Source organism: Aliirhizobium wenxiniae (assembly GCF_019511445.1).
In the GTDB taxonomy this organism is placed as follows: domain Bacteria; phylum Pseudomonadota; class Alphaproteobacteria; order Rhizobiales; family Rhizobiaceae; genus Neorhizobium; species Neorhizobium wenxiniae_A.
In genome coordinates this window covers 352,462-371,179 of sequence record NZ_JAEUAN010000002.1, presented here as the reverse complement: position 1 = coordinate 371,179, position 18,718 = coordinate 352,462, and the positions used below count along the sequence as shown (strand labels likewise).

The window sequence follows — 18,718 nt, the reverse complement described above, 5'->3', positions numbered from 1 at the left end:
AGCGGGTGGCCGAGCGAAGCGGAGGCCGGGTGAGGGGCGGTGCCATCTGCCCTTGCACAGGTAAACCATGCCCGACGCCCATCGTGAGAACGGCCGAGATAGCGAGACCAGACCTTCCCCCGACGCGTTGCTGCGCGAAGCCGAGCGGGAGAGCCGTGGGCGACTGAAGATCTTTCTCGGCGCTGCTCCCGGCGTCGGCAAGACCTATGAAATGCTGATGTCCGGCCGTGCCAGACAGGCGGATGGCGTCGATGTCGTGATCGGTGTGGTCGAGACCCATGGTCGCAAGGAAACCGAGGCGCTGGTCGAGGGGTTCGAGATCACGCCCCGCAAGCAGATCGATTATCGCGGGCAGAGGCTGGAAGAGATGGATCTCGACGCCATTCTCGCCCGCCGGCCTTCGCTGGTCCTGGTCGATGAACTGGCGCATACGAATGCCAGCGGCAGCCGCCATCCGAAACGCTACATGGACGTGCAGGAGCTGCTGGCGCAGGGCATCGACGTCTATTCGACCCTCAACATCCAGCATGTCGAAAGCCTCAACGATGTGGTGGCGCAGATCACCCGCATCCGGGTGCGCGAGACGGTGCCGGACCTGATCATCGACCGGGCCGACGATGTCGAGATCATCGACATCACGCCAGACGACCTGATCAAGCGGCTGAGTGACGGCAAGGTCTATATGCCGAAAACGGCACGCCGGGCGATCGAGAACTATTTTTCGCCGGGCAACCTGACAGCATTGCGCGAGTTGGCGTTGAGGCGCACCGCGCAGCGGGTCGACGAGCAGTTGCTCAACCACATGCAGGCGAATGCGATTTCGGGGCCTTGGGCCGCGGGCGAAAGACTACTTGTCTGTATCGATCACGGCCGCAACGGCGCCAGCCTGATACGTTACGCAAGGCGACAGGCCGACCGGTTGCGCGCGCCCTGGGCGGTGCTGCATCTCGATACGCCGCAGGATGCGACCCTTGCGGAAGAGGACAAGGACAGGCTCGCGGCCAATATGCGGCTGGCGCAGCAACTCGGCGCAGAAGTGGTGACGCTGCCGGGGCTTGTCCCCTCGCGTGAAATCATCGCTTATGCCAATGCCAACAATTTCACCCATATCGTCGTCGGCCGACCGGGAAAACCGCGCTGGCGTCAGTTATGGCAGGGATCGGTCACACACGACCTGATCCGGCATGCCGGCAATGTCAGCATCCATGTCATTTCCGGAGATGCGCGAGACGGTGAACCCGAACGCGGGGTCAAGCCGGCGCAGGCCGTGAAACGCTTCCGGGCGAAACATTATGTGCAGAGCGCCATCTTTGTGGCTCTGGCGATTGCGGCGGGCATCGCGCTCGACCGCACGCTCGATGTGCGCAATCTGGCTTTGGTGTTCCTGATGTCGGTGCTTGCCTCGGCGGTGCGCGGCGGGCTGGGGCCGGGGTTGTTTGCCTCGCTGCTCGGTGCGGTGGCCTTCAACTTCTTTTTCCTGGAGCCGCGTTACACATTCACGGTGCGGGATCCGGAAAGCGTCATCGCGCTGTTCTTCTATCTCGGCGTGGCGGTCGTCGCCTCCAATCTGACGGCGGCCGTGCAGCGGCAGGCCGTTGCCGCCCGCCAGCGTGCGAGGACGACCGAGGATCTCTATCTCTTTTCGAAGAAGCTCGCCGGCACCGGCACGCTGGATGATGTGCTCTGGGCGACTGCCTTCCAGATCGCCTCGATGCTGAAAGTACGCGTCGTCATCCTCTTGCCCGAGAATGGATCGATTGCGGTCAAGGCCGGATATCCGCCCGATGATACGCTGGTCGATGCCGATATCGCTGCCGCCAAATGGGCCTGGGAGCATAATCGGCCTGCAGGCCGCGCGGCCGATACGTTGCCGGGTGCAAAGCGGTTGTACCTGCCGCTTCGTACGGGCCGCGAGGCAGTCGGCGTGATCGGCCTCGACAATGACCGCCAGGGCCCATTGCTGACGCCTGAGCAGCAGCGCCTTTTCGATGCGCTGGCCGATCAGGCGGCGCTCGCAATCGAACGCATTCAGCTTGTGTCCGATGTCGACAAGGCAAGGCTTGCCGCCGAGACGGACCGATTGCGGACTGCGCTTCTGACCTCGATCAGCCATGACCTGAAAACCCCGCTGGCGGCAATCATGGGCTCGGCCGACATGCTGAAGGATCTCGGGAGCCAATTGCCGGAAGAGACGCGGAAGGAGCTTCTGTCGACGGTGATCGACGAGTCCGAACGGCTCAACCGCTTCATCGTCAACCTTTTGGATATGACACGGCTCGGATCGGGTGCGATGCAGCCCAATTACGCCTTCCATTTCGCCGGAGACATGGTGGGCACCGCGCTCAGCCGGGCGGCGAAGATTGCGTCCGGGCACAGGATAGAGGTCGGCATTCCGGCTGACTTGCCGATGCTGAAGGTAGATCCGGTTCTGTTCGAACAGGTGCTGTTCAACCTTATCGACAATGCCGCCAAATATGCGCCGGAAGAGACGGTGATCGATATTCGGGGACGTCGCGACGGCAATATCGTCGTGCTGTCCGTCATGGACGAGGGGCCGGGCATACCGCCCGAGGATCTGGAGCGGATTTTCGACAGTTTTTACCGGGTTCGCAAAAGCGATCAGGTGAGGGCGGGAACCGGGCTCGGGCTTTCCATCTGCCGTGGCTTTGTCGAAGCCATGGGTGGCACGATCCGGGCGGACAATCGCTCCGACCGATCAGGCGCGATCTTCACGATCCGAATGCCTGTACCTTCCGAGATGCCTGTCGTAGGAGACGAGCAATGACCAATAGCGGTGTCAAAATCCTGATCGTCGATGACGAGCCGCCGATCCGCAAGCTGTTGCGGGTCGGGCTGGCGACGCAGGATTACGCCGTCGTCGAAGCGATGAATGCCAAAGTGGCGATGGAGCTGGTCAATAGCGACAAGCCGGACCTGATCATCCTCGATCTCGGTCTGCCGGATATGTCCGGGCATGATCTGCTTGCCAAATGGCGCGGGGAGGGGATGACGTTGCCGATCGTCATTCTATCCAGCCGCACCGACGAGGCAGGCATCGTCAAGGCGCTGGAACTCGGCGCTGATGACTATGTGACGAAACCCTTCGGCATGAACGAGCTTGGGGCACGCATTCGCGTGGCGCTGCGCCACCGGCTGCAGACGCAGGGCGAAAAGCCGGTTTTCCAGACCGGCGATCTTACGGTCGATCTCGTCAAGCGCATCGTCAGGGTGGCCGGTAACGAGATCAAGCTGTCGCCGAAGGAATACGATATCCTGCGCATCCTCGTGCAGCATGCCGGCAAGGTGCTGACACACCGGTTCCTCTTAGAGCATGTCTGGGATGGGCTGACCGATGTGCAATATCTGCGCGTCTATGTGCGCCAGCTTCGCCAGAAGATCGAGGCCACACCCGATCAGCCGCGTTACATCCTGACGGAAACCGGTGTCGGTTATCGTCTGGCCGAAGGCCTCTAACTATTATTTCAATGGAGCATTTCATGCAGTTGAGCGATCATCTGTCGCCCGAAAACGTCGTGCTGGATCTGGCCGTGGCCTCGAAGAGGGAGCTGATCGTCAAGCTCTCCGACCTTGCGTCCAAGCGCACCGGCCTTGAGGCCTCCGTCATCGCTGCGGCATTGACGAGCCGGGAGAACCTCGGTTCTACGGGTATCGGTCAGGGCATTGCCATTCCGCATGCGATCGTCGAGGGCGTGTCCGATTGCCTCTGCCTGTTTGTGCGGCTCGCCAAGCCGCTGGATTTCGAAGCGGTGGATGAAGTGCCGGTCGATGTCGTGGTCCTGCTTCTGTCTCCGCCGGCAGATCAGCGGCAGAACCTCAATCTGCTTTCCTGTATTGCCCGACGTTTGCGCAATGACGAGGCGACTGATGCGGTCCGTTCTGCCGGCACACCGGAAGAGGCCTATATTCTGCTGACGCGGGACTGAGCCTGTTTCAGAGCCAGCCGACCTTCTTGAAGCGGTAATAGAGCAGGCTGCAAAGGATGACGATTGCGCAGAGCACGACGTAATATCCGTATTCGGTCTTCAGCTCCGGCATGTTTTCGAAATTCATGCCGTAGATGCCGGCAACCGCTGTCGGCACGGCAAGGATCGCAGCCCATGAGGCGAGCTGGCGGGTGATGACGCCCTGGCGCTGCTGTTCGAGAAGGTTCGATGCTTCGAAGACCGAGGTGATGACTTCGCGAAGACCGCCGACCATGCTTTCCACCCTTCTGGTGTGATCCAGCACATCGCGAAAATAGGGTTTTGCGTGCTTGTCGAGGCAGGGAAGGTCGAGATTGACCAGCTTGCCTACCAGCTCCGACATCGGGCCGAGAATGCGGCCGAACAGGATCAGTTGGCGCCTCAGTCTGAACAGCCGGCGGATCTGGTCTCGTTCAAGAAAATTGGCAAGCATACGCTGCTCCATTTCCAGAACCCGATCCTCGATCGTCTGCACGGTCGGCAGGTAGCCGTCAACGATGAAGTCGAGAATGCCGTGCAGGACGTAATCCGGTCCCTGCGACAACAGGCGGGGAGATGCTTCGAGCTGGGCGCGGACGCCGATATGGTTGCGCAAGGAGCCGTGTCGCACGGTGATGATATGGTGGCGCCCGACGAAGATCGCCGTTTCCCCATAGCAGATCTTGTCGCCTTCCAGATGGGCGGTCTTGGCGACGACGAATAGCTGATCGCCATAAGCCTCGACCTTGGGGATCTGATGGGCGTGCAGTGCATCCTCGACCGCAAGCTCATGCAGGCCGTAGGTTCTGGCCAGCATCTTCAATTCGTCGGCTGTCGGCTCGTGCAGGCCGATCCAGGCGAATTCGTCTCCGGTGAGCTTCGGGCACGGTTCGTCTATCGCGAGAGGGCGCCCGCGCTTTCCGTTCGTATAGACATAGGATGCGACGACGGTCATGGGGCTCTATTTCTGGTTTAACGCAATTCCTGACGCAAAACCGGTATCCACTTTAAATCGCGACCTGCTCACCAAGTTCCACCACGCGGTTCGGCGGCAGTTTGAAATAGGCGGACGGGTCGATGCCGAAATCGGCGAGGATGATATAGAGCTTCTCCTGCCAGCGCGGCAGGCCGGTATTCGGTGTCTCGATCAGGTTGCGGCGGCCGAGATAGAAGGAGGTCTGCATGATCTCGAACTTGAAGCCCTTCTTCTTGCAGACCGTCAGCGCCTTGGCGACGTTTGGTTCGTCCATATAACCGAAGGTGATATCGAGGCGGATAAAGCGCTTCGACAGCCTCGTCATCTCGACGCGATCCGCCTGCGGCACATAGGGCTTGTCCTGTGTCCAGATGGTCAGAATGACGTTCTGTTCATGCAGGACGTGGTTGTGCTTGAGGTTATGCAGCAGAACGGCGGGCGTGCGGTCCGGCACGCTGGTCAGGAATATCGCCGTGCCCGGCACGGTGACAGGGGCGCTGGCGGTTTCCCGCTCGATCGAGCTTTCGATCGAGTTGATGAAGGTTTCCAGCGGAATGTCGTTTCTGGCCGTCTTTTCCTTGAGATGCTTGGAGCCCTTGGTCCAGGTCCACATGGTCAGCATGATGATCAATGCCAGCATGACGGGAACCCAGCCGCCGTCATGAACCTTGAGCAGGTTTGCTGCGAGGAAGACAACCTCGATGGCGAAGAGCGGAGCCAAGAGGAGCGCGGCGGTAATCGCCTTGTAGCCCCAGACCGCGCGCAGGAACTGGAAGGACATCAACGAGGTGACCACCATCGCGCCGGTAACCGAGATACCATAGGCGGTGGCAAGCGATTCCGAATCTCCGAAGGAGAAGATCAGGATGATGACGCCGAGGAACAGGATCATGTTGACGGCCGGGACATAGATCTGCCCGGTATTGGTCTCGGAGGTGAACTTGATCGCAAGGCGCGGCAGGAAGCCCAGATGGACGGCCTGGCGGGCCAGCGAGAAGGCGCCGGTGATGACCGCCTGACTGGCGATGATCGTTGCCATCGTGGCCAGGATCACCATCGGCAGCAGCGCCCAGTCGGGATAAAGCAGGTAGAAGGGATTGGAAATCTTGGTCGGATCGGCAAGCACGAGCGCGCCCTGGCCGAGATAATTCAATGCCAGCGCCGGGAAAACGAGGATGAACCAGGCGACGCTGATCGGCTTGCGGCCGAAATGCCCGAGGTCAGCGTAAAGCGCTTCTGCGCCGGTAACGGTCAGGAATACTGCGCCGAGCACGATCAGACCGGCCCAGCCCGCATGGGTGATGAACCAGAGCGCATTGACAGGATTGAGCGCCTGCAGGATCGTCCAGTCATCGCCGATATGAATGAGCCCGCCCCATGCCATGGCCAGGAACCAGACAACAGTGATCGGCCCGAAGAACTTCATGACCGCCGCTGTGCCCTTTGACTGTACCATGAACAGACCGACCATGATGGCGGCAGAGAGCGGCAGGACGTAATCCGAAAAAGCCGGGGTAATAAGCTTCATGCCTTCTAGCGCCGACATGACCGAGAGCGCCGGCGTAATCATCGCGTCACCGATGAACAGCGCCGAGCCGATCAGGCCGGCGAAGAACAGAACCGGCATATAGCCTCCGGTCTTCTTCATCAGCAGCGCCAGAAGCGACAGCGTGCCGCCTTCGCCGTCATTGTCGGCGCGCAGCAGGAAAAGGACATATTTGAAGGTGACGATGATGGTCAGCGTCCAGACCATCAGGGAGATTAGCCCGATGACGTGCTCATCCTGTATGCCATTGGCGGTAAACGGGCGCAAAGCCTCGCGGAAAGCGTAAAGCGGACTCGTCCCGATGTCGCCATAGACGACCCCGATAGACCCAATCAGCAACACAAGAAATTTGCGAGTTTCCGAAGATTGATCGGAATCAGCGGCAGGCGATGCGGTCATAAAGTCTCCAGGCGCAGGGCCAAGGTGTCGTTCAGTGTCGTTGTCTGGCGCGGAATATGGTGCATCGCCGCGGTCAAGGCAAATGGATGTATATAAGACTTTGATGTCATAGTCTCTCCCTACACATCGAAATCCTATGCGTGTGGAGCAATGTTGGTTTCTGTAAAAACAGGAGCCAAACCATGACACCCTTCCTTCGTGCAAGGCGTCAAACTTACACACCCCTGCTTACCCCCTTCAGCGAAGGCCGGGTCGACCTTGCGGAATTCGAGGCGGCGATCGATCGTCAGATCATCGCGGGAGTGGAGGGAATTGTCGTGTGCGACGTTATCGGCGAGGGGCCGGTGCTCGGTACGGATGAATGGCAAAGCCTGATCGAAACCGCCGTTTCACGCGGCAGGCCGCATCTGAGTGTGATCGCGGCGACCGGTACGAACTGCACGGCGAAAACTGTCGAGCAATGCCGCCGCGCTGAAGAACTCGGCGCTGATGCCCTGCTGGTAACGGTGCCGTATTATTCGAAGCCGACACTGAAGGGTGTGATCAATCACTTTCGCGAAATTGCCGCTGCGGTCGGTATCCCTGTTCTTGTGGATGACGATCCGGGGCGTACGGCAAAGGACTATGGTCCGGCGCTGGTGGACGCGCTTGCCGAAATCGATCTGATCGTCGGCATATGCCATGGTGCCGGTCGTCTCGAACATTTCGCGGCCTTGCCGGCATCGCTCAGGGACCGTTTCCTGCATCTTTCGAGAGACGACAGGAGGCCGGTGGAATTCCTGGATATGGGCGGGCACGGTGCTTTGTCGGCGCTGGCCAATATCATTCCCTCACCGGTGCAGACCATGGTGGCCATGGCGGAGCGTAGCAGCGGCAGCGGTTCTTTGCTGCAGGCCATGTCCGTTGCGTCGAAGTCTGTTGGAGAGGATGATGTGGCGGCGCTGAAGGAGGCGCAATTCTTCCTGCACCAGTCACCGGCTGATGTTCGCTTGCCATTGGTGGCGGCCGAGCCAGAAACGATCCTGCGCGTGCGGCACGCCTTTGCGCCCTTTGCCAGATGCGAACCGTCGACACGACGGGCGGCATGAACATGCATATGTGGTACGTCGATAAATAGTTCGTGGGCAACCTGCTTGACGATTGCAAAGCATCGGCTTTTTAGCGAAACTTGATGCAAGAATTGGCCCGGGAGGAGCCCATGCATCCCGTTTCCCTGCATGCGGACGAGGTTTATGCCTCGGCCCAGTCCGCTGCGGCAAGCTCGCCTGTCGTCGCTTCGTGGCGGCGCTGCATGGTCATGCACCATCTCGCGCCCGAGCAGGAGCGTACGCCCGAACGCCTTACCGACAGCGAATTTCGCCAGACGCGGCAGGCCTCGGAGCGCCTGATCGTCGAGGCGCGCGAGGAAATGGACAAGCTGTTTTCCACTGTCGGAAAGTCTGGCTGTTGTCTGCTCCTGACTGACCGGAACGGCGTGGCGCTGGAACGGCGCGGCACAGCCGGCGATGACCGGGCCTTTCACGATCTCGGCCTGTGGACAGCGGCGATCTGGACCGAGGCCAGTATCGGGACCAACGGTATCGGCACGGCACTGGCGGATGAACGAGCCGTATCGATCTTTCGCGACCAGCATTTTTTCTCATCAAATACCGGGCTTTGCTGCACAACCGCGCCGATCCGCGATCATCGCGGCGAGGTGGCGGCGGCGCTCGACATTTCCACATGCCGGGACGACGTCAATGAAATGGTGCTGTCGATCCTTGCCCAGACAGTGCGTGACGCGGCGCTGAGGATCGAGCTAAACCTGTTCCGCTCCGCTTTTCCCGGCGCCCGTTTCCTGATCGTGCCGCATGCGGCGCATGCGGCGGCTGCACTTCTGGCGGTCGATCGCAACGATCTCGTCATCGGCGCGACGCGTGCAGCGCGTCTGGCGCTTGCGCTGGACGACAACCGTATTGCTGCAGGCATTCCGGCAGCGGACGCTCTCGACGAAAACAGGGCGGGAGATCGCCAGGATCTGGTCGAAGCGGAGCGGGCGGCGCTGATGCGCGCTCTTTCGCGCGCCAACGGCAATGTCTCCCAGGCGGCGATTGCGCTCGGCATGAGCCGGGCGACGCTCCACCGAAAGATGAACCGTTTCGGCCTCCATTGAGTTAAATCGAATTCTGTTGCGGTGCCGCATGGTTTGCGGCGCTCCACTGTCGCACGGGTGCGACAGTGTGCGCTGCCATATGGTCGCAGCCTGCTTTTCGTCAAGAACGGGACGACGCAGATTTCCTTCCGGGCCCGGTCACGAACCGAGAAGCCAGCTCATCATGGGAGGATGACATGCTGCACCAGAAAATCGTCGAATCGCCGTTCAAGCTGAAATACGGCAACTATATCGGCGGCGAGTGGAGGGAGCCGATCGGCGGCAAATATTTCGACAACATCACGCCCGTCACCGGCGGCAAGTTGTGTGAAATTCCCCGTTCGGACGAGAAGGATATCAACGCGGCGCTCGATGCCGCGCACGCCGCCAAGGACAAATGGGGCCGCACCGCACCGGCGGAACGCTCCAACATCCTGATGAAGATTGCCCAGCGGATGGAGGACAAGCTGGAAGTACTGGCCCAGGCCGAAACCTGGGACAATGGCAAGCCGATCCGCGAAACCATGGCGGCAGACATTCCGCTCGCCATCGACCATTTCCGCTATTTCGCGTCCTGCATTCGCGCTCAGGAAGGCTCGATCGGCGAGATCGACAACGACACTGTCGCCTATCACTTCCATGAGCCGCTCGGCGTCGTCGGCCAGATCATTCCGTGGAATTTTCCGATCCTGATGGCCGCCTGGAAGCTTGCGCCCGCCCTTGCCGCCGGCAATTGCGTCGTCATCAAGCCGGCCGAACAGACGCCTGCGTCGCTGCTCGTCTGGGCGGAAATCATCGGCGATCTGCTGCCTCCGGGCGTCTTGAACATCGTCAACGGTTTCGGTCTCGAAGCCGGCAAGCCACTGGCATCCAGCCCGCGCATCGCCAAGATCGCTTTTACCGGTGAGACGACGACAGGCCGTCTGATCATGCAATATGCCAGCCAGAACCTTATTCCGGTCACGCTCGAACTCGGCGGCAAATCGCCGAACATCTTCTTTGCCGATGTGGCGAACGAGGATGACGATTTCCTCGACAAGGCGTTGGAAGGGTTCGCGATGTTCGCGCTCAACCAGGGCGAGGTCTGCACATGCCCGAGCCGTGCGCTGGTGCATGAGAGCATCTATGACCGGTTCATGGAACGGGCGGTAAAGCGCGTGAACGCCATCGTGCAGGGCAACCCGCTCGACAGCGCCACGATGATCGGCGCGCAGGCCTCCAGCGAGCAGATGGAAAAAATCCTTTCCTATCTCGATATCGGCAAACAGGAAGGCGCTGAAGTGCTGACCGGCGGCGATCGCAACGATCTCGGCGGCGAGCTGGCCAACGGCTATTACATCAAGCCAACCATCTTCAAGGGCCACAACAAGATGCGTGTGTTCCAGGAAGAGATCTTCGGGCCGGTGGTTTCGGTCACCACGTTCAAGGATGAGGACGAGGCACTCTCTATCGCCAACGACACGCTTTACGGCCTCGGCGCCGGCGTGTGGACGCGTGACGGCAACCGCGCCTATCGCTTCGGCCGCGAGATCCAGGCCGGTCGAGTGTGGACCAATTGCTATCACGCCTATCCGGCGCATGCGGCCTTCGGCGGCTACAAGCAGTCCGGCATCGGTCGTGAGACGCACAAGATGATGCTCGATCACTACCAGCAGACCAAGAACATGCTGGTGAGCTACAGCCCGAAGAAGCTTGGTTTCTTCTGATCCAAGCCGGAGCCGGGCAGGGCGTGGTGCTTCTGCCCGGCTTTCTCGTCCATCAACCGCCTTGAAATTCTTGCGAAAGGAATATTTCGATAGGTAGTCAGGATCCGGCAGCCGAGATATTCCGCGATGTCGAATGAAAACGAACCGCTGGTCGAAATGCTTTTCCGCAACGGCACGCTGACCGTTGTGGGGATCATTCTCTCTTTCTCGCTCACCTTTCTCAGCCAATGGGCGCAAAACCCGATCCCGTGGACCCTGATCGATTTGCCGACGATGCTTCTGCTCTCCGCCGGGATCATCACGCAGGGCAGTTCTCTGGTGATCTTCCTGCGGCACGATTCGCTGCAGCGGCGGGTCTATGACCGGGCCAGCAGAGTGTTTCTCTGCGGACTGGCGATGACGGTCTCGGGTGTTTTCATGGCGATTGTGATAGACTTCATTCAGCTCATCACCTGAGCAAAATTGCTCTTTGGGAGGAGAGACCATGAATACGCATGTCAACGGAGAGCCGCGGGTTACCGCGACCGATGCCGCACTCGATCTCATTACCGAGATAAGGCAGGACTACCCGGAAATCCTTTTCCACCAATCCGGCGGATGCTGCGACGGGTCATCGCCGATGTGTTATCCGGCAGATGATTTCATCATCGGTGATCACGACGTGAAGCTGGGCGAGATCGGCGGGGTGCCGGTCTATATCAGCGGTAGCCAGTTCGAGGCCTGGAAGCACACGCAATTGATCATTGACGTCGTGCCGGGCAGAGGCGGAATGTTTTCGCTCGATAATGGACGGGAGAAACGGTTCCTCAGTCGCTCGCGTATTTTCGGCGGCGGCGAGGCCTGTACCATCCCGCGGGTTGGGTGACAAAGACAGTCGATAGGTTTTGTCTATCGAGCCATATAAACAATCGGCTTGAAGCGCTTTTGACGATCGTCAATAGCATCCGTCATGACTGCATCGTTTATTGGCAAGAAATCCTCTGCCGCCGGCGGCTGGGGCGCGTTGAAAAGCTGCGGCAAGCGGCTTCTCGAAAGCGGATCGCCGCTTACCGGCGCCCGTACCATGTTGAAGGCCAACCAGCCGGACGGCTTCGACTGCCCCGGCTGCGCCTGGGGTGATCCGGAACATGGATCTTCCTTCGAATTCTGCGAAAACGGGGTGAAGGCGGTTTCCTGGGAGGCGACGGAAAAGCGCGCCACGCCTGCATTCTTTGCAGCCAACACGGTCTCCGAGCTTCGCAAGCTGAGCGATTACGAGCTGGAACTCAACGGTCGTCTCACCCACCCCATGCGCTATGACGCGGCGAGCGACCGGTATCTGCCCGTTGCCTGGGACGATGCCTTTGCTGAGATCGGCGGCATCCTCAAAAGTCTCGATAGCCCCGATCGGGCGGAGTTCTATACATCCGGCCGGGCCAGCAACGAGGCGGCCTATCTCTACCAGCTGTTCGTGCGCGTCTATGGGACCAACAATTTTCCCGATTGCTCGAACATGTGCCACGAGGCGAGCGGGGTTGCGCTGAAACAGGCGATCGGCATCGGCAAAGGTACGGTGCTTCTGGAGGATTTCGAAAAGGCGGATGCGATTTTCGTCATCGGCCAGAACCCCGGCACCAACCATCCGCGTATGCTCGGCGATCTTCGCCGTGCGGCGATGCGGGGTGCGGATGTGGTCGTGTTCAATCCGGTCCGCGAAAAGGGGCTGGAACGCTTTTCCGATCCGCAGGACAAGATCGAAATGCTGCGCGGCGGTTCGACCGAGATCGCCAACCACTATTACCAGCCACGTCTCGGCGGCGACATGGCGGCCGTGCGCGGCATGGCAAAGGTTGTTCTTGCAGCAGAAGATGCAGCGATAGCCGCTGGCGAACCATCGGTTCTCGACCATGCCTTCATTGCCGGACATTGTGCCGGTTCTGCCGAATATCGCGCCGCAGTCGATGCCACGAGCTGGGCCGAGATCGAGGATCAGTCGGGCCTGACCCGCCTGGAGCTCGAACGGGCGGCGGCCGTCTATATCAAGGCCGAAAAGGTGATCTGCACCTGGGCGATGGGCGTGACCCAGCATCTCCATTCGGTGGCGACGATCCGCGAGATCTCCAATTTCATGTTCCTGCGCGGCAATGTCGGGCGGGAAGGTGCGGGGCTTTGCCCGGTGCGCGGCCATTCCAACGTGCAGGGCGACCGCACGGTCGGCATCAACGAAAAACCGCCTGCCGCATTCCTTGATGCGCTGGAAAAACATTTCGGTTTTGTCGCGCCGCGCGCCGACGGGCATAATGTTCTGGCCGCGATCGGCGCCATGCTGGATGGTTCCGCGCAGGCATTTATCGGGCTTGGCGGTAATTTTGCCCGCGCCACGCCCGATAGCGCGCTGGTCGAGAAGGCGCTGGGCGGCATGAAGCTCACCGTCAATATCGCCACCAAGCCGAACCATTCGCATCTGATGCCGGGCGAGGTTTCCTATATCCTGCCCTGCCTAGGACGCACCGAGATGGATTTGAATTCGCTCGGGAATTCGCAGCTTGTGACTGTCGAGGATTCGATGAGCATGGTGCACGGATCGGCGGGTATCAATCGCCCCGCGTCGCCGCATCTTCTCTCCGAGGTCGGCATCATCGCCGGCATTGCCGAAGCGACGGTCGGCACGGATATCGTGCGCTGGGCAGCGTTGGCGGATGATTACGATCTCATCCGCGATCACATCGAAGCGACTATTCCGGGCTTCGAGAATTTCAATGCCCGTGTCCGCAAGCCGCGTGGTTTCCATCTGCGCAATACCGCGTCTCATCGCGAATGGAACACGCCGGCGGGCAAGGCGTGCTTTTCGGCTGTCGCGCTGCCGCAGGAAACCGTGCACCAGCGCGCCCGCAAGGGCGGCGGACGTTTTGCCTTGCAGACGTTTCGCTCGCATGACCAGTACAATACGACCGTTTATGGTCTGGATGACCGGTATCGGGGTGTCTATGGCGAACGCCAGGTGATCTTCATCCATCCCGAGGACCTGAAGGATATCGGCGCGGAAGCCGGTGACCGGATGGATGTGGTTACCGACTACGATGATGGGATCTCCCGGGTGGCGCGGGATTTCCGCTTCGTGCCCTATGACATTCCGCGCGGTAGCATCGCCGGTTATTATCCGGAGCTGAACGTGCTTGTGCCGCTGGGCAGTGCCGGAGAGGAAAGCGATACGCCGACCTCCAAGTCGATCATGGTGTCGTTCCGCAAGCGCGTGGCCGCATGAGCGAGGATAACGGCCAGACAGAACAGTTTCTCCGTCTGGTCGCGGAGCTTCAGGCGAGAGACCAGCGGCTGACATCGCTGCAGGCGGCGCTCATCGTTGCCGCCGAAGAAAATATCGCTCTCGACAGTCGCTCTTTTGCCCGGCTTCTCGGGGTCGCCCATGCCCTGGTCCTGAGGGAGCTCAATTCTCTTGTCGATATGGGCGGGCCTTTGCGCATCGTAAAACGGGAAGCACGGACTCTACGCAGCGTTTACGTCGTAGAACATCCGTAGCCGATGCCAGTATTACCGGATTTTCTTGCCGAACTCCGTTTGTCGCGATCATGCTCGTTTGAGTTGGAAATTCGGCTATTATCAATAGACTAAATGTCGTTCAGAATTCTTGAACATATTATGTACGGAATAGTACATATATTTCTTGCCATTTTGTCGCAGGCAGCGTTATACCGCAGGCGCGGGCATGGATGCCTGCCGCTGGCGCGCGGGGAGGGCGTGGCAAGCGACCTCGAAGTCCTCGAAAGGGACGCCTCCGACCCGCCGATTGCATATCACTCGGCTTGCCGTTCGCGTTTCTTCGACAGAAGCACGGTACCGATTTTGACGACCTTCTCCGCTCCTGACGGCACTGCTGTGGCCTTTGACTGTCGACTCTGTCGAATCCACAATTGGAGCTAGAGACACCCATGGAAACCTCTAAGGGTACCCTGTCCGCGATAGCCAAAATCTGGCTGTTCGTGCTTGGTGCCGTCCTCGTCCTCGCGGGCCTGTTCTTCGCCATTGGCGGCGGAAAGCTCGTTTCACTCGGCGGCAGCTGGTATTTTCTGCTGGCCGGGATTGCCATCGTCATCGCCGGCCTGCTGGTAATCATTCGCAAGCCTGCCGGTGCATTGCTGTTCGGCCTCGTCACCATCGCCACCGTTCTGTGGGCGGTCTGGGATGCTGGCCTTGATTTCTGGCCGCTGATTTCGCGTCTGCTCGCCTTCGGCGTCGGTGCGACCGTCATTGCGCTGAGCTTCCCGCTGCTGCGCAAGGCTGCCGGCAAGACGCCTGCCTATTTGCCGTCCTTCCTCGTTGCTGCCATTCTTGCCGTTGCTTCCGTCGCCGGTTTCGCTGGCATGATGGTGCCGCACCCGACTGTCGCCTTTTCCGGCACGCCTGCGCCGCTCACTCCGGTCGATCCGGCCAAGGAGCAGAAGAACTGGGAAGCCTATGGCAACACCAATGGCGGCTCGCGTTTCGCAGCGCTCGACCAGATCACCCGCGACAACGTCAAGGAATTGCAGGTCGCCTGGACCTATCGTACCGGCGACACGCCGATCAGCCCCGGCGGCGGCGGTGCCGAAGACCAGTTGACGCCTCTGCAGATCGGCGACCGCGTGTTCCTGTGCACGCCGCATAACAATGTCATCGCCATCGAGGCCGATACAGGTAAGGAAATCTGGAAGAACGAGATCAACGCAAAGTCGTCCGTCTGGATGCGTTGCCGCGGCCTTGCCTATTTCGATGCGGCCCGTCCGCTGGTGCAGCCGACGATCGACGGTTCGACGCCGGTCACCCCGGTCACGGTTGCCGAAGGCGCGCTTTGCCAGCGCCGTATCATCATGAACACGATCACTGCCGAGCTGATCGCGCTTGATGCCGACACCGGCGCATTTTGCCCGGATTTCGGCACCAATGGCCGGGTAGACCTGAAGGTTGGCCTTGGCGCTGCGGCTGATCCGCAATACGTGCTGACAGCCGCTCCGACGGTTGCGGGCACGACGATCATCATCGGTGGCCGTATCGCCGACAACGTCCAGGTGGACATGCCGGGCGGCGTCATGCGTGGCTTCGACGTCGTGACCGGCGAGCTGCGCTGGGCATTCGACCCGGGCAACCCGGAGATCACCAAGCTGCCGCCGGAAGGCCAGACCTATACGCGTTCGACCCCGAACGTCTGGGCCGGCACATCCTATGACGAGGCATCCAACACGGTATTCCTGCCGGTCGGCAGCCCGTCGGTCGATCTTTACGGTGCGACCCGCACCGCGCTCGACCACAAATACGGTGCGTCCATGCTGGCGCTCGATGCCACGACCGGCCGCGAAAAATGGGTCTACCAGACGGTTCACAACGACCTCTGGGATTTTGACACCCCGATGCAGCCTTCCTTCATCGACTTCAAGAAGAAGGATGGCACGACGGTTCCGGCGCTGACATTCGGCACCAAGGCCGGCCAGATCTGGGTGCTTGACCGCGCTACCGGCCAGCCGCTCACCGAAGTGGCCGAGGTTCCGGTCGTTCCGGGCAAGATTCCCAACGAGCCTTATGCACCGACGCAGAAACTGTCGGTCGGCATGCCGCAGATCGGCGCACAGACGCTGACCGAAAGCGACATGTGGGGTGCAACCCCGTTCGATCAGCTGTTGTGCCGCATCGCCTTCAAGGGCATGCGTTATGACGGCGTCTACACGGTTCCGGGTCTCGATCTGGCGCTCAACTTCCCGGGTTCGCTGGGTGGCATGAACTGGGGCGGTTTCTCTACCGACCCGGTGACGAACACCATCTTCGTCAACGACATGCGCCTTGGCCTGTGGATCCAGATGAAGGAAGCCGCACCGACCACCGCTGTTTCCAGCGGTTCGGAGGCCACCAACACCGTCATGGGCGTCGTGCCGATGAAGGGCACGCCCTACGCCGTCGACAAGAACCGCTTCCTGTCCGCTCTTGGCATTCCCTGCCAGGAACCGCCATTCGGCACGCTGACGGCGATCGACATGGATAGCCAGAAGATCAAGTGGCAGGTTCCGCTCGGCACGGTCGAAGACACCGGCCCGATGGGTATCAAGATGGGCGTTCCGATCCCGATCGGCATGCCGACCATCGGCGGTTCGCTCGCCACCCAGGGCGGCCTCGTCTTCTTCGCGGCCACCCAGGACTATTATCTGCGCGCCTTCGACAGTGCGACGGGTAAGGAAATCTGGAAGGCTCGCATGCCGGTTGGCAGCCAGGGCACGCCGATGACCTACAAGTCGCCAAAGACCGGCAAGCAGTATGTCGTCATCTCGGCCGGCGGCGCCCGCCAGTCGCCCGATCGCGGCGACTATGTGATCGCCTACGCTCTGCCGGATTGATCGATCCGACGTAGATGAAGATTGGAGCCGCGGCATGGAAACATGTCGCGGCTTTTTTCGTTTATGCAGCCGGGCATGATCTGTGGCTGACATAAACGAGGGCTTTACAGATATTTAATCCCGACTAGGTTGGTAGTGATAACGGGCGCCTAAGGGGACGGCGGCCGGCTTTCCGAAATAGAGCAGGAGTTGACCCTTGATCTATGACGTCGCTGTTGTCGGTTCCGGTTTTTCAGCCATTGCGCTGACCATCAATCTTCTGCGCCAGCTCGGGCCCGAGCGCTCGATTGCGATTATCGGCGACGATCCGGGTTTTGGCCGCGGCACCGCCTATCGCAGCGAATTCTACTTGCATCGGCTCAATGTGCCTGCCGCGCGGATGAGCGCCTTTCCAGACGAACCGGACGATTTCCTCGACTGGCTGAGGGAAAAGGGGCGCAAGCCGGTCGGCGATTATTTTGCTGCGCGTGGGGATTACGGGCTTTATCTGAGGGACAGGCTTGCCTCGCTGTTGCGTCGCCGGGATGATCGCGTCGCGGTCGATTTCATCAAGGCGAAGGCAACCGCCTGCATGATGCCGGATGAGACGGATATCGAATTCCATCTCGACAATGATACGGTACTGCGAGCCCGAAATGTCGCGCTCTGCCTCGGTGTCGGCAATGCTGAAATGCCGATCGCGTCTGACCTCATACCGGACAAGATGCGTCACCGCATCGTGCAGAACCCCTGGCGGCTTGGCTGGCTCTCATCCGTCAAACCCGATGATGATATCTGCATTCTAGGCTCCGGCCTGACGATGGTGGATCAGGTGCTGTCGCTGCGCTCGCACGGGCATCGTGGCGAGATCCATGTGATTTCCCGGCGTGGTCTCGTTCCGCATCCGCACAGCACGATCAAGCCGGAGGCTGTCGAACCTCGGCTGCCGACAAAGGGCCACGAGATCAGCGACATCCTCGCAGGTTTCCGTGCGCAGGTGCGCGAGGGAGCCGACTGGCGCGGACTGATGGATGGGTTGCGGCACCGTACGCAGCAGCTCTGGCAGGAACTGAATGATGCACAACGATCCCGTTTCATGCGGCATGCGCTTGCCTGGTGGAACATTCACCGGCACCGGCTTGCCCCGCCGGTCTGGTCGCGCTTCAAGCCGCTGATCGACACAGGCACGGTGACGGTCCATGCCGGTTTCATTCGTGAGATCAGGGAAGCCGATGGCCGGATCGGCATCCGTTTCCGCAAACGCGGGACTTCCGAGATGCAGGAGATCGCCGTCGACTGGATCGTCAACTGTACCGGCATGGAGCGCGCCGGCATCGCCCATTCGCCGCTGTTGCAGCAGATGTGCGAGACATCGGTGATCGGCATGGACCGGCTTGGCCTCGGCGTCAGCGTCGATGCCCGCTCGCGCATCTGTTGCCCGGATGGAACGGTGCGACCGAGGCTTTACGCCGTCGGCGCACTGACTGCCGGCCAGTTCTGGGAAATCACCGCCGTGCCGGATATCCGCAACCAGGCGAAACAGGTGGCGGAGGAGATTGCCTGGGAGCTGGCGGGTGATGCCGGGGTGGGGCAACGGCAGAGCGCGTGAGGTTTTTGATGAGCGGGCAACGCTCTCCTCCCTCATCTCTGTTCCTCGGGTTAA

14 protein-coding genes are annotated in these 18,718 nt (G+C 60.4%); 12 read left to right on the top strand and 2 right to left on the bottom strand.

Features of this window, described 5'->3' with window-relative positions; genetic code table 11:
* The first annotated feature begins 67 nt into the window (after nucleotides 1-67).
* The 3 genes from JNB91_RS03940 to JNB91_RS03930 are packed head-to-tail and all read left to right on the top strand — an operon-like array spanning nucleotide 68 to nucleotide 3,944.
* A complete protein-coding gene (locus tag JNB91_RS03940; protein ID WP_220324208.1) occupies nucleotides 68-2,785 on the top strand; it encodes a sensor histidine kinase in 2,718 nt (905 codons plus the stop codon).
* Nucleotides 2,782-3,474 carry a response regulator transcription factor gene (locus JNB91_RS03935; protein WP_220324207.1) on the top strand — a complete coding sequence of 231 codons (693 nt, stop codon included), beginning with the start codon at nucleotides 2,782-2,784 and terminating at the stop codon, nucleotides 3,472-3,474. The genes JNB91_RS03940 and JNB91_RS03935 overlap by 4 nt, the downstream gene beginning before the upstream one ends.
* Before the next feature lie 23 nt (nucleotides 3,475-3,497).
* Complete coding sequence (locus tag JNB91_RS03930) at nucleotides 3,498-3,944, top strand: PTS sugar transporter subunit IIA (RefSeq protein WP_220324206.1); 447 nt, start codon at nucleotides 3,498-3,500, stop codon at nucleotides 3,942-3,944.
* Between the two features lie 7 nt (nucleotides 3,945-3,951).
* On the opposite strand, the gene JNB91_RS03925 is transcribed toward JNB91_RS03930, so the two are convergent.
* On the bottom strand, nucleotides 3,952-4,917 hold the full coding sequence (locus JNB91_RS03925) for a magnesium and cobalt transport protein CorA (protein ID WP_220324205.1): 966 nt from the start codon (nucleotides 4,915-4,917) through the stop codon (nucleotides 3,952-3,954).
* Between the two features lie 52 nt (nucleotides 4,918-4,969).
* Nucleotides 4,970-6,883 carry a potassium transporter Kup gene (locus JNB91_RS03920; RefSeq protein ID WP_220324204.1) on the bottom strand — a complete coding sequence of 638 codons (1,914 nt, stop codon included), beginning with the start codon at nucleotides 6,881-6,883 and terminating at the stop codon, nucleotides 4,970-4,972.
* A 182-nt stretch (nucleotides 6,884-7,065) separates the two neighbouring features.
* Between JNB91_RS03920 and JNB91_RS03915 the strand changes: the two genes are divergently transcribed.
* From JNB91_RS03915 to JNB91_RS03875, 9 genes are all read left to right on the top strand, one after another.
* Nucleotides 7,066-7,971: a dihydrodipicolinate synthase family protein gene (locus JNB91_RS03915; RefSeq protein ID WP_220324203.1), complete on the top strand. Its 906-nt coding sequence runs from the start codon at nucleotides 7,066-7,068 to the stop codon at nucleotides 7,969-7,971.
* Nucleotides 7,972-8,081: 110 nt separating this feature from the next.
* Entirely contained in the window at nucleotides 8,082-9,035 is a 954-nt protein-coding gene (locus JNB91_RS03910) for a helix-turn-helix domain-containing protein (protein WP_220324202.1), read from the top strand.
* Between the two features lie 176 nt (nucleotides 9,036-9,211).
* Nucleotides 9,212-10,720, top strand: a complete 1,509-nt coding sequence (gene adh, locus JNB91_RS03905) for an aldehyde dehydrogenase (RefSeq protein ID WP_220324201.1) — start codon at nucleotides 9,212-9,214, stop codon at nucleotides 10,718-10,720.
* 126 nt (nucleotides 10,721-10,846) lie between these two features.
* Nucleotides 10,847-11,176 (top strand): hypothetical protein, encoded by a 330-nt coding sequence (locus JNB91_RS03900; RefSeq protein ID WP_220324200.1) that lies wholly within the window; start codon nucleotides 10,847-10,849, stop codon nucleotides 11,174-11,176.
* A gap of 28 nt (nucleotides 11,177-11,204) precedes the next feature.
* Nucleotides 11,205-11,585: a DUF779 domain-containing protein gene (locus JNB91_RS03895; protein ID WP_220324199.1), complete on the top strand. Its 381-nt coding sequence runs from the start codon at nucleotides 11,205-11,207 to the stop codon at nucleotides 11,583-11,585.
* Nucleotides 11,586-11,669: 84 nt separating this feature from the next.
* On the top strand, nucleotides 11,670-13,964 hold the full coding sequence (locus tag JNB91_RS03890) for an FdhF/YdeP family oxidoreductase (protein WP_220324198.1): 2,295 nt from the start codon (nucleotides 11,670-11,672) through the stop codon (nucleotides 13,962-13,964).
* A complete protein-coding gene (locus JNB91_RS03885; RefSeq protein WP_220324197.1) occupies nucleotides 13,961-14,236 on the top strand; it encodes a hypothetical protein in 276 nt (91 codons plus the stop codon). The genes JNB91_RS03890 and JNB91_RS03885 overlap by 4 nt, the downstream gene beginning before the upstream one ends.
* A 410-nt stretch (nucleotides 14,237-14,646) precedes the next feature.
* The gene (locus JNB91_RS03880; RefSeq protein WP_220324196.1) at nucleotides 14,647-17,076 is read left to right on the top strand and encodes a glucose/quinate/shikimate family membrane-bound PQQ-dependent dehydrogenase; all 2,430 of its coding nucleotides are present in this window, start codon (nucleotides 14,647-14,649) and stop codon (nucleotides 17,074-17,076) included.
* Nucleotides 17,077-17,272: 196 nt separating this feature from the next.
* A complete protein-coding gene (locus tag JNB91_RS03875) occupies nucleotides 17,273-18,664 on the top strand; it encodes an FAD/NAD(P)-binding protein (protein WP_220324195.1) in 1,392 nt (463 codons plus the stop codon).
* Nucleotides 18,665-18,718: the final 54 nt, after the last annotated feature.